We start from the raw sequence: 13,220 nt of genomic DNA, 5'->3' as shown, positions 1-13,220 counted from the left end.
TTTTAATCGTGTTTTTTTTAACTTTTGCTGATTAATATATGAAGAGGTGTAAAATAATTTATATTGGAAATCAACTTACAAAACATGGTTTTACTCCAACCTTGGTTGAAACTTTAGGAAAACGTCTAAAAAAAGATTTTGAAGTTATTCAAGGCTCTAACAAACTAAACAAGATATCTCGTTTGTTTGATATATGGTGGTTAGTTGTTAAAAATAGAGATTCTAATTATTTATTGATTGATACATATAGTACTTCGTCCTTTCTTTATGCCTGGACTTCAGCTATTATATCCAGATTATTTCATGTGAAATATATACCAATTCTTCATGGGGGTAATTTACCTTTAAGGGCAAAACGTTCTCCTAAATTAATGAAGCAATTTTTGAACAAAGCATATGAGGTGGTTTGTCCATCAAATTATTTAAAAGTTGAGATGGAGAAAGTTGTTGGAGGTAACTATATGGTTATCCCGAATTTCATAGATCTTGAAAATTATTCTTTTAATGTAAAATCTATAGAAGATAAGAGTGGTCTAAGGATATTGTGGGTACGTTCTTTTGATAAAATCTATAATCCTGGTTTAGCAATCAAAGTGCTACGTAAGTTACATGATAATGGTTTTTCTAATGCTCATTTATGTATGGTCGGACCAAATAAAGATGGTTCCTTAGAAAATGTTAAAGAACTTGTTAGTATATATAAACTTGCTGATTTTGTGGAGTTTACAGGTAAGTTGTCAAAGGAGGATTGGATCGCTCTGTCTTCATCATATAATCTTTTTATAAATACTACAAATGTTGATAATACCCCTGTGAGCGTAATGGAGGCTATGGCTCTAGGATTTCTTGTAATAACAACTAATGTTGGAGGCATTCCTTATTTGTTCAAAGATAAAATTGAAGGCATAATGGTCGAGCCGAATAATAGTGAAAAGATCGTATCTGCTATTAGACATTTGAAATATCATCCTGAAAAAACAAAGGAAATGAGTACAGCTGCAAGAAAGAAAGCTTGTGAATGGGATTGGGAAATTGTGAGAATGCAATGGTTGAACTTATTAAAATAATACAAGATGTTGAATTTGTCGAAAATTATTTTTCAGATTGGAACCAAATATAGAAATCCATCCTTGTGGCAACATTATACTGAATTAAAACAAACTGAAAAATACTCTTTAAAAGAATTGCAAGCCTATCAATATAGTCGCTTAAAGAATTTATTATCATTTATAGGAACAAATTCACCGTATTATGAGAAGTTATTTAAAAGCTTAAGCATTAATCCTCACGCAATAACTTTTGATGATTTTTTGAGTTTACCTATTAATTCTAAGAAGGAGTTGCTGAATAGAAAAGAAGGTTTCTATCAGAAGAAAATGTTCGAAAAGGAGTTTCTATGCGAAACGTCAGGTACAAGTGGAGAAGTTTTAACATTTCAACGTAATGAATCATGGGATTCTTTTAATCGTGCTTCTATGTTGAGAGGTTATTCCTGGCATGATGTAAAGCCTTGGGAATCTAACCTATATTTTTGGGGCTATAATACAGAAGCTTCTCAAAGAAGAAGAATACGGTTTTTAGATTTCTTATTGAATCGATATCGTATGTTTGACTATGATGAGAAAAGTTTATTGAAATTAGGGAAAAAACTCCCTAAGGTAAAATACATAGAGGGGTATAGTTCCGTAATTTACGAGTTGGCTAAGTTGATGGAAGCTAGAGGTGTCGTTCCAGATAAATTGAAAATGATAAAAGGAACTTCTGAGAAAATCTATCCTCATTATCAGGATATCGTAGAACAAGTATTTGGTCATAAAATAATAAGTGAGTACGGCGCTGCAGAAAGTGGTATAATTGCTTTCGAATGTGCAGAAGGTAATATGCATATCAATATGGAAGGCGTATACGTTGAGACCGATGAAAATAATGAGATTATCGTAACCAACCTACATTCTTACTCTTTTCCGATTATCAGATATAAACTTGGAGATTCTATCAAATTAGCTCCTGAGGGTAAAAAATGTAAATGTGGAATTCAACATCCAATTATTGAAGAAGTTAATGGGAGGGTTGGGAAAAGTATTATTGGAAAAGATAAGAAATATCCTAGCCTGACTCTTTATTATATTTTTAAGAATATCTATATGAAACAAAGAACCCAACTCAATTATCAAGCGCATCAAGTAGAAAAAGGGAAGTTGGATATTTGGTTAAAAGAGTTGGTTTCTGATGAAATAAAAGCTTTGATATTCACGGAAGCTAACAAATATTTCAATACTGATTTAGAATTAAGGATACTGCATAAAGCTAATTTTAGACAACAGTCAGGGAAGCTTAGAGATTTTATTACTACAATAGATTAAGCGAATTATGGCCCAGCCATTAGTTTCAATAATTACTCCAGTTTACAATTCGTCTCTGTTTCTAATGGATACGGCAGAAAGTGTTTTTTGTCAGACTTATAACAACTGGGAGTGGATATTAATAGATGATAGATCTACGGATAATTCTTGGGAGATTCTACTTGAGCTAAAAGAAATAGATGTACGCGTTAAAATATTCAGAAATGAGCTTAATTCCGGTTCAGGCATTACACGCAACCAAGCCATTAAAGAAGCAAATGGAAAATATATAGCCTTCTTGGATAGTGATGATATTTGGCATTGCCAAAAACTTGAAAAACACATCGCCTTTATGATGATAGAAGGGGCTCTCTTCTCTCATACTTCTTACGGATATTTAGATGAAAATGACAATGTAATTAAGAGCACCTTTCGTGTAAGCAAGAAACCTATAAGTTATTTGGACTTATTGAAGCGAACAGAAATAAGCTGTTTAACAGCAATATATGATGCAGAAGCTATAGGTAAGTTCTATATGTCTGAACATCGAAGAAAACAGGATTATGCATTGTGGCTTTCAATATTGAAAACAGGAACTAAATCTTATGGACTTGATGAAGAATTGGCTTTTTATAGACAAAGAAAGGGGTCAGCAACTAGTAATAAGTTTAATTTGATTGGTAAACATTTTTCATTTCTAAGAGAAACTCAAGAAATGAATACAATTCAAGCTACTAAATTTACTATTCTTTGGATGGTAAATGGCTTTGTGCGATATTACTTATAATAATTAAATGGTCTATTCTAATCGTTATCCTCTTCATATTCTAATCGAATTAAACCCCTCGTTAAGGCAGTCTCTGTCAGTGTATTAAAAGAGTCATCTGATTTGCTCATAAGGTGTCTTGTTTGAAAATGTTCGTAGTCAAACCTAACTTCTGTTCTGTATGCTTTTATATATTCTATATTTTATTTTATTAGTAGGTGGAATTCAAATCTATTTTGCTATTGCTAATAAATTTAATATTGTCGATAAACCTAATTTAAGAAGCTCTCACACGGATACGATTATAAGAGGAGGTGGTATTATTTTTTATTTAGGAGCTTTGCTTTGGTATTTTCAATCTGGGTTTGAATATTCTTGGTTTTACCTAGGTTTGACTCTTATAAGTATAATTAGTTTATTGGATGATATCTTTTCTCTTTCGTATAGAATTCGATTATTTACACATTTAATAGCAATATTACTGGTATTTTATGAACTAAACTTGTATTCTACTACAATACCTTATTTAATAATTTCTGTTGTAGTAAGTATTGGAATTATTAATTCCCACAATTTCATGGACGGAATTAATGGCATGACTGGCTTGTACAGTTTTACTACTATATCCAGTCTATGGTATATCAATAATTATCTTATAAATTTTATTCAAAATGATTTTATTTATCTAGTAGCAATAGCATTACTTGTGTTCATTTTTTATAATACACGTGTTCGATCTAAGTGTTTCGCTGGAGATGTTGGAGCTATGAGTATTGCTTTTATCGTACTCTTTTTACTTTGGAAATTAGTTAATAAAAGTGGAGATTTAAGTTTTTTTATTCTTCTATCTGTATATGGTATTGATTCTGTTCTAACAATTATTCATCGTTTGATATTAGGTGAAAATATATTTGTATCTCATAGAAAACATCTATATCAAATATTGGCCAATGAGTGCCAAATGTCTCATGTTTTTGTAGCTGCAATTTACTCTATCATACAAGTAGTCATATTTATAGGTTATGTGTTTTTATATAATGAGAGTTATAAGATCCATCTAATCTATCTTATTACTGTTGTAATATGCTTATCGATAATCTATTTCTATTTAAAAAAGAAGTTCTATCGTTTACATTTAGATAATGTAAACTAATAATAAGAAATAGATTAATAAAAGCAATGAGCTTGAATAAACTTATATCTATGAATTTCTGATAATAAGATTTTAAGTTTTATGTAGGGTTTAAATATGTTGTAAGAGAACTGATCTGATTCTCTTGTTGTTTTTAAGGTTCCTTCTCAATTATATCATCCCATTATAACTGATCAACTCATGAAAGCACGTTTATTTAAGTTATTAAATGTCCGCATTCTTTCACCATGGTGGATATTATTGATCGACTTAATTTTGGTATCTATCGCATTCATCATTGCTTATGTAATTCGACTAAATTTTAAACTTCCTACAGTAAGTGTTATGGATTTTTTTATAGCTGGTGGATTTTGTGTGGGTGTCTATGCTATTTGTTTTTTGTTTTTTAGTTCATATAAAGGTGTGATTCGTCATACAGGTATTCGTGAACTTATTCGTTTGATTTATACAAATTTTACAGCCCCAGTATTACTTTTTGGTTTAGATTATTTAAATCAAACTTTTGACGGAGGTATTTTACATGTACCCTACTTGGTTTTGGTTCTTCAATTTATTTTCTCCTTATTTTTTCTAATTGGATTTCGATTGGTAGTTAGAGAAGTGTATTCATATCTCTCAAAAGTTGAGAAAACTAAGAAAACATTAATATATGGAGCAGGAGATCTAGGCATTTTAGCTTTGGAGATATTAAATAAAGAACGAAAAGAGAATTATCAAGTTGTTGGCTTTGTTGATGATGATCGGAATAAGTGGGCGACACACTTAAGGGATGTTCAGGTTAGTGGTTTTCCTAAAGCGCTGTCCATGGGAATGAAAAAGGGTGTAAGCATGGTAGTTTTAGCCATGTCTAAAATGCGCAAGGAAAAAATAAGAGAAATCACAGAAATCTGTTTAGAAAATAATTGGGAAGTCAAGGTCTTACCAGCAGTTGATGATTGGATTAATGGAAAAATGCCCAAGCAAAGTGTTAGAGATGTCAACATTGAGGATCTTTTAGGACGAGACGAAATACAATTGAATTTACAGAGAATTCGTGAAAGTTTGGTTGGAAAAACCATTTTGATTTCAGGAGCTGCAGGCTCAATTGGCTCTGAAATTGTTCGTCAATTACTAAAGTTTCCTATTGGGAAATTGATTCTTTTAGATCAAGCAGAATCGCCACTATATGATTTACAACAGGAGATAAACTCAAAATATAACAATGCTTCCTTTGAAATGGTAATAGGAGATATTTCAAATTCAGAACGAATGCGTAAAGTTTTTGAACATTTCAATCCTGAAATTGTTTTTAATGCAGCGGCATATAAGCATGTCCCATTAATGGAAGATAATCCTTATGAGGCGCTTAGGGTTAATGTTGGTGGAACACAGAATTTAGCCGATTTATCTGTAGAATTTGGAGTGGAAAAGTTTGTTATGATATCAACCGACAAAGCTGTTAATCCAACTAATGTGATGGGTGCCTCAAAACGTATTTGTGAGATATATATCCAATCTTTAGCCCAGCGAGGAGACATTGAGACTGCTTTTATAACGACTCGATTTGGAAACGTTTTGGGTTCTAACGGTTCTGTAGTGCCACTTTTTAAAAAGCAAATTGAGCAAGGGGGACCTGTTAAAGTTACTCATCCAGATATAACAAGATATTTCATGACTATCCCTGAGGCTTGTCAATTGGTTTTAGAAGCAGGATGTATGGGAGATGGAGGTGAGATTTTTGTTTTTGATATGGGAAAACCTGTCAAAATTGTTGACTTAGCGAAGAAGATGATTCGCTTAGCAGGTTTAAAATTGAATATTGATATCCATATTACTTTTACTGGATTAAGGCCTGGTGAGAAGTTATATGAGGAGTTATTGGCTAGAAATGAAAACACACTTCCAACTCATAATAATAAAATTATGATTGGGCAGATTCGTCCACATAACTATGAGAAAGTAAATACGGCTATTTCTGAAATCCTACATTATCTAAATGTTGATAATAATGAAATGATAGTTGCGAGAATGAAGGATTTGGTTCCGGAATTTATTTCAAAGAACTCAATATATGAATTGTTAGATGATCATAGTAATGGCGATGGTGAATTATTAGTGTTTCAAACTATAAAAATAAAAGATATCCCTGCAAGTACAAAGGTAGACGATTCAGTACCTGAAAATGATGAAACGATTAGTCTTGAGAGACCTGAATTGGTAAGTATTGATAGCAAGAATAAGAAAACAATAAATTCGACATAAACAATGTAACCTTTATTTTGCCAGATCTGTTGTAATTTTTCGCTACTTCGATATTGTTTTTTTGATAGTCAATCAAAAGTTTGTCATCCATTTTGTGTCCAAATCTTGCAACTCATTTTGATTCATAAATAATAAACGTAAGATTATCAGGTGAATAGATAGGGTCTGAGGTTTAATCTTGCTTTTAAACAAAATTACGTTCCCTATTTTGAAACAAATAAAATTTTAAATCGTATACGGTTCATATGTGCGGACTTTAGTTATTATTAAATCTACAATTATCTCTTAATTCTCTAATTTAATATTGCGAGTTTACCCCTACAGATCTAAATATAATTGAAAATGAAAGTCATAACAACCTTAGTTGCAAGAAAACGTAGAATTTTTGAGATTGTTTTTAAATTTCACGTAGGATTATTCCTTTTGTTTTTGACTTGTAGTTCTTTTGCAAGTTCTTTTCACGTAGCAGTAGATGGTTCTGAAAATGGAGATGGCAGTGAATTCAGTCCTTGGGATCTGAAAACAGCTCTCTCTCACCCTGCTGCAGTTTTACAGGGAGATACCATTTGGTTACATGCAGGTGTTTATAAAGGTCACTTCACTAGTACTATAAGAGGTGCAGAAGGAGCAAATATTGTGGTGCGTCAATTTCCTGGTGAAAAAGCTATTATTGATGGGATAGGTTATAAAGGTACTGGAATATTGACTGTTAACGGCTCCTATACAACATTTTGGGGTTTCACAGTTACTGATTCCAACTCTAGTCGTGGTCGTGTTTCACAAAACCCGGGAAGTTCTGTATATGATATTCCCATCGGTTCAGGAATAAATGTACATGGTCAGAATATAAAACTTATCAATCTGATTATACATGATGCTCCTGGTAATGGAATTGGTGATTGGATCGAGGCACTAAATAATGAAGTATATGGTTGTATCGTTTATTACAATGGGTGGCAAGGCCCTGATCGTGCTCATGGTCATGCTTATTATGCTCAAAATAAAAATGGAACCAAAACCATCGCAGATAATATCATGTTCAGTAATTTTAAAATGGGACTTCATGTTTATACTCAGAGTAGTTCAATAGATGGCTTTCATATTGAAGGAAATTCGTGCTTTAATAATGGTCTTGTCTCTATAGATAGAAAGTTATCCGTAAATATTTTGGTCGCTGGTGGTCAGCCTGCCAGTAGGATAGTTGTAATAGATAATTATGCTTATTGTAATGCATTAGCAATTACTACTAATGTTCGGTTAGGTTATAGAGGTGCTGCCAATCGTGATATAATTGTTAAAGATAATTACTATATGGGAGGCTATCCTGTCTTGAGAATGAGCGATTGGAAGTCTGTTGAATTTAGTGGAAATACAATTGTTGGCTATAAAAAAATGGTGTATTTAGAAGTTCCTCAAGGAATCCAAAGCTCATCTTATGAGTGGGATGACAATACCTACTATGCAGGAAGTGATACCAAGCCTTATAATGAGATATCACATATTTCATTTAAAGATTGGCAACAAAACTTCTCAATTGACCTTAACAGTCAGTATAGCTATGATCGTCCTTCTGGTACAGTAATTTTTAAGAGGCCTAACAAGTACGAACCAGGACGTTCTTATATAACCATATTCAATAGAGATTTGAACAACTCCGTTAATGTAGATTTATCAGATTTAATTGATGATGGAGCAAAATATGAAATTTTTGATGTCGAAAATTTAAATCAGGGACCATTATTAGCAGGTGTATATAAAGGTGGCAGTATTGATATTCCAATGGATTTGACATTAATTACTCCTCCGAATGGTAATGTACCCGTTATCCCTTCACATACGGGTATTGAATTTGGAGTTTACTTAATAATTAGTTCTCCTTATTCTGAGGATGAAAGTTATTATACTAGAAATAAAGAAACAGTTACTGATAAATAAATTTTTATTTAAAACAGAATTATTAAATCAATTCTCAGAGTGTATTGAGCTGTTGGATAATGCATTCATCTTTGTTTTTTGATTGGTTTAATAATTCATAAATGCATGAAAGATAAAGCTGTTTCGGACTGATTAAATTATATTTTGCAAACAATATTAACAACCAACTCTTCATTTACGGATCATGAAAAAAATACTACTCATATTACTTTTAGCTTGTTTGATGACCTGTTGTACTGAAAAAAATGGAAGTGTAACTGGAGACGGAACTGGAAACGGTAACGGAGAAACAGATATTATCCCAGATCCAATCCGTCCTGAAATATTTGATGCCGAAAATTTGGGTTCTAAACCCATAATAGTTGGCGATAACCCTGAATCTGGTGTTTCTATTCCTATGGAATTGACACCTACTTCTGAACCAGTTGGTTTACCTAGCTCCCCTGTTCATACCACTGTGGATTTTGGTGTATTCATACAACAAGAAGCAGATACTATACCTTGATCTAGCTTATTTCAGGTCTAAGAAGGAAACAACGACTTTAATTTCTATTCTAGTTTATGAGAATGTTGAAATGAATATGTATTAGGTCAAAGAAATTAAATACTTACCATGTATTTTAAGCTTGTGAAAATTAACTAATGCTTACACTATCAGTCTTCATAAATGGATACAGGAATTATATGCCCATAACAATAGCCCTTGTTTAAGATTAAATTCCCTACAATAAAACGTGTTATTGACTGCAATCGATGAATCAATCCGTATTAATGTTAATGAGATATTCCTGTAAGCTCATTTTTTTCTCAAAAGAGCCAAATTGCAGTTTTGAATTTTATAGATAGATCCATTGGTATCTAATAGCTTAAGTCTATGTCTTAAATAGCCATTCCCTTTTATTTTACAGATGATTATTTCCAGTATCAAAATGTCGGTTATGAAGCTTAAGTAATTGAACTTAATAAGACTTCGTATTCATGAACTTTAAAAAGTGAATTAATTGGTTCAGTAGATATTTATATCTGTAAAGAAGAGATGGTTCTTCCTTTTATGAGCAGCTGTAGGATATTTTTTTTATCTCTAAAGGCCATTTCACGATATTCGTATTGAATACAAAGGGAATGAGATTTTTGATGATTACAGAAGAAATGATTTTTAAAAAAGAGAGTTGATATAGATATTACAACATGCAATATTATAAATGTCACCTATTCATTTTTTGAATTGTATCATGAAAATATATTAACATAGCTGTATGAATAATTTAAATAATAAAAGAGTTTGTCTCACAACCTTTGTTTATGGACTGAATTATCAATGTTATTTACCTTTTTTATTATACTCTTGTCATAAAGCATATCCCGAATATGATATTGTCTTATTTCTGTATGATGAATTAAACCAAGATATCAAAAAGCAAATAGAAAAGATAGGATTAACAAATAAAGTAGTAATAAGAGAACGTTGTTTCAATGATTGTTCTAAAATGACACCTTTAAAAAGTAAATCTTTGAGATGGATATTGTGGGATAATTTATTTGAGAATTATGATTATTTATATACTGTTGATATAGACATGTTCTATTTATTAGAACCATTAGCCTTACATAAGCAACATATAAAGCATATGAAATTCATAGATTTACCAATAAGTAATTTACGTAGGCGCTCTATGTATAATCCTTATAAGCTTTTGACATTTGCTTTTAGGTTTAAACACGCTGGTTTTAAAGGAATATTTAATTTTTTAAGTGGAGAAAAAGAAGAATATAAGTTGACTGGGTTACATTTTGTGAAAATTAAGGAATATTTTAATAAATTAAATTTTGAACAAAGGCAAAAATTTAGGAATCAGATTTACACGGGTGATTATTTTAAATATGTGAAATTTCCCAATAATGAAATTTTATTAGGTTATATAGTAAAACAATTAGGATTTGATCTTAATAAATTTGGTGTTCAAACAGATTCTGTCAAAATATTAGATTATAATACCCCTGAAAGATCAGAGTTTAGACCACATCATGGTATTCATTTAGGAATTTTCAGAAGAAGTATAGAAGAAATTAATAAAATCGAAAGTGATGTGAAAATATTAAATAGTCCAGCATACAGATATTATATTCAAAAAATGAAGGATGATATATTATCAGATAATATTTTTAAAGAATTAATAAAAGATGCTCCGGATAATATAAAATTTTCTTTTACTGAGTTGTTTAAGTTTTATGATATAAATTATGTTGTATGAACAGAGTGTTAATACTTTCAGATAATTTAAGCTCGGGAGGTGCACAAAGACAAATTGTATTGTTAGCTAAAGCATTACAAAGGAACGGAGTAGATGTAGAAGTTCTTTGTTACTCAAGGGATAATTTTTTTGCTCATTGTTTAGAAGAAGATAACATTTTAATCCATTGGTTAATTCGGGATAATTACATTCATAGAATTTTGAGTATAAGAAAATTCATAATTAAAAATAAATATGATGCAGTTATTTCTTTTCTACATGTACCTAATTTATTAAATTGTTTATCAGCAGTTGGGAGAAAAAAATGGAAAGTTATTACAGGTGAGCGAAGTGCAAATAAATTTTTTTTTAAAACTTTTAAGGGAAAAATAGTTATTAAACTTCAGAAGTATTCTGACTGTATTGTTTGCAATTCAAACAATGCGGCATTGATGTGGAGATCATTATTCCCTGAATACTCTAGCAAAATTAAAATTATTCACAATTTTATTGATTGCTCGCATATTAAAAGCAAATATATTCCTAAATCAGGGAATAAATTACACATTGTTATTGTGGCAACATATAGTTACTTAAAAAATCCTTTAGGAGTAATAAAAGCATTAAGCTTATTAGGTGAGAGGGAAAAGGAGCAAATACAAGTTAGTTGGTTTGGAAGAAAAGAAGAGTCAATAGGTAATACAAAAGCTTACGATGAGGCTGAAAATTTAATCAATGAAAATAATTTAAATTCGTCTATATCTTTAAACGAAAGTAGTAAAGATGTATATAATATTATGAATAAAGCTGATGTTATTGGTTTGTTCAGTGAATATGAGGGATTTCCAAATGTAATATGTGAAGGAATGATGCTTAGTAAACCTATTATTATGAGTCGTGTCTCAGATTATAAAGATTTAGTTGATAACTCTAATGGATTTTTATGTGATTGGAATGATATAGATTCGATTAAAGAGGCGTTTGTCTCTTCATTAAAACTTTCAATAAATGAGCTAATTGATAAAGGTGAAGTGTCAAAGTTGAAAATCAATTCTTTATTGAACGAAAAAAATATTTTTGATAAATGGAATTCTATAATAATGAAGTAATAATTTGTTATTTTAGACTTCTTCAGACTTGCTTCATCTGAGATAGAATGCATAAGTAGATTACTTTACCCCTAATTATATGTTATGCTGATATTTTTAAAGCCTCTTTGTTTAGTTTGATTTTAGATGTCACTGATAAAACTAGATTAAATTTAAATTCATACTGTCAAGTGCATTAATCTTCTTAAACTGAAGACGCATTTCAAAGAAGGTCTTTATTCCGTAAACTAAATAATGAGTATTGAACTAGTCATATTTTTGGTGTGGTTTTATTTGTATCAGATTCAAACCAAATTAGAATTCTTATTCTAGGTGATTCATTCATCCATGGTGGAGGTATTGACCCAGCTAATAAGTTTTCAAAGAAACTATCAATATTACTAAAAAACGCTCATTTTTCGGAGAAGAGTATCTTAGTTTTAGATGTATCAAAGCCCAGTAATAATACGCTGGACAACTATAATTCATTTTAATATTACCAAAAACTTCCAAACCTCAATTCATTTTTTTGGCATACAATATCAATGATCTGCTCGGGCCAATGGAATTAGACAAAAAAGAATATCAAGAAACCGAGGAAATAAAATTACCACCACAAAGAGTATCTAAAAAGAGACCAGGACTGAAAAGCATTGTAAAACAAGTTTATTCATTTTCTAAGCTAACCAGGTACCTATCCACAAATGTACAAAAAGAACAGAAAATTTGGGGAATTGTTCCGCCAGCTGGGGATTTTTATTACTTAACAAAAAAAACATACTTGGAGTCAAATGAAAATTGGCAAAGCACACAAAAAGCGTTGAAAGAAGTATCTCAAATATGTAAATCAAATCAAGCTGAACTTATTCTTTACAAAATGCCTGAGTTTAATCTTTTGCAAAAACCAAACTTGTTCTCTTTAATTGATGAAGCAATGCTCAATTATTGTAACTCAGTTGAAGATATCAAATATATTAACGGAGCTGATGATTTCCGCGGTGAAGATGGCAATAAGTTTAAAATCTCAAAATATGATGGACACCCTAATGAACAAGCACATCTGAAAATTGCTGAAATAATTAAACAACAACTTAGCAAGAACGTTGTACGTCATGCTAAAGAAAAGAAAGTGCTAATAGTAACCATCAAAAGAAAAGACTGAATTTATGCTTTTTAACTCAATTGATTTTGCAATATTCTTACCAATATTTTTTTTACTTTATTGGTTTGGAACAAATAAGAATCTAAAACTTCAGAATTTTCTAATAGTAGCTGCAAGCTATCTATTTTATGGATGGTGGGACTGGAGATTTCTATCACTGATACTTTTCAGTACAATTGTAGACTATTCAGTTGGTCAGAAACTAAGGCGAGAAGAAAATCAAACTAAACGGAAAGTTTTTCTTTGGATAAGTATTTTGGTCAACCTTGGATTTCTTGGTTTTTTTAAATACTACAATTTCT

Annotated in this window: 10 protein-coding genes; all 10 read left to right on the top strand. The window is 30.9% G+C overall.

What is annotated here, in order from left to right; genetic code table 11:
* Positions 1-38 precede the first annotated feature (38 nt).
* Positions 39-1,067, top strand: a complete 1,029-nt coding sequence (locus tag ACXR6G_RS02965) for a glycosyltransferase family 4 protein (RefSeq protein WP_458359902.1) — start codon at positions 39-41, stop codon at positions 1,065-1,067.
* 6 nt (positions 1,068-1,073) lie between these two features.
* The gene (locus ACXR6G_RS02960; protein WP_458359901.1) at positions 1,074-2,363 is read left to right on the top strand and encodes a hypothetical protein; all 1,290 of its coding nucleotides are present in this window, start codon (positions 1,074-1,076) and stop codon (positions 2,361-2,363) included.
* A gap of 7 nt (positions 2,364-2,370) precedes the next feature.
* Positions 2,371-3,129, top strand: a complete 759-nt coding sequence (locus ACXR6G_RS02955; protein ID WP_458359900.1) for a glycosyltransferase family 2 protein — start codon at positions 2,371-2,373, stop codon at positions 3,127-3,129.
* Positions 3,130-3,289: 160 nt separating this feature from the next.
* On the top strand, positions 3,290-4,261 hold the full coding sequence (locus ACXR6G_RS02950; RefSeq protein WP_458359899.1) for a hypothetical protein: 972 nt from the start codon (positions 3,290-3,292) through the stop codon (positions 4,259-4,261).
* A 180-nt stretch (positions 4,262-4,441) separates the two neighbouring features.
* Positions 4,442-6,502, top strand: a complete 2,061-nt coding sequence (locus ACXR6G_RS02945; RefSeq protein ID WP_458359898.1) for a polysaccharide biosynthesis protein — start codon at positions 4,442-4,444, stop codon at positions 6,500-6,502.
* 342 nt (positions 6,503-6,844) lie between these two features.
* On the top strand, positions 6,845-8,437 hold the full coding sequence (locus ACXR6G_RS02940) for a hypothetical protein (protein WP_458359897.1): 1,593 nt from the start codon (positions 6,845-6,847) through the stop codon (positions 8,435-8,437).
* Positions 8,438-8,621: 184 nt separating this feature from the next.
* The gene (locus ACXR6G_RS02935; protein ID WP_458359896.1) at positions 8,622-8,942 is read left to right on the top strand and encodes a hypothetical protein; all 321 of its coding nucleotides are present in this window, start codon (positions 8,622-8,624) and stop codon (positions 8,940-8,942) included.
* Between the two features lie 751 nt (positions 8,943-9,693).
* Positions 9,694-10,689: a hypothetical protein gene (locus ACXR6G_RS02930; protein WP_458359895.1), complete on the top strand. Its 996-nt coding sequence runs from the start codon at positions 9,694-9,696 to the stop codon at positions 10,687-10,689.
* Complete coding sequence (locus ACXR6G_RS02925) at positions 10,686-11,777, top strand: glycosyltransferase (RefSeq protein WP_458359894.1); 1,092 nt, start codon at positions 10,686-10,688, stop codon at positions 11,775-11,777. The genes ACXR6G_RS02930 and ACXR6G_RS02925 overlap by 4 nt, the downstream gene beginning before the upstream one ends.
* Positions 11,778-12,285: 508 nt before the next feature.
* Positions 12,286-12,918 (top strand): hypothetical protein, encoded by a 633-nt coding sequence (locus tag ACXR6G_RS02920; RefSeq protein WP_458359893.1) that lies wholly within the window; start codon positions 12,286-12,288, stop codon positions 12,916-12,918.
* Positions 12,919-13,220 lie beyond the last annotated feature (302 nt).

This window comes from Ancylomarina sp. YFZ004 (assembly GCF_054254355.1).
The sequence above is the reverse complement of the archived record's forward strand: the minus strand, read 5'-3'. Positions and strand labels throughout refer to the sequence as shown.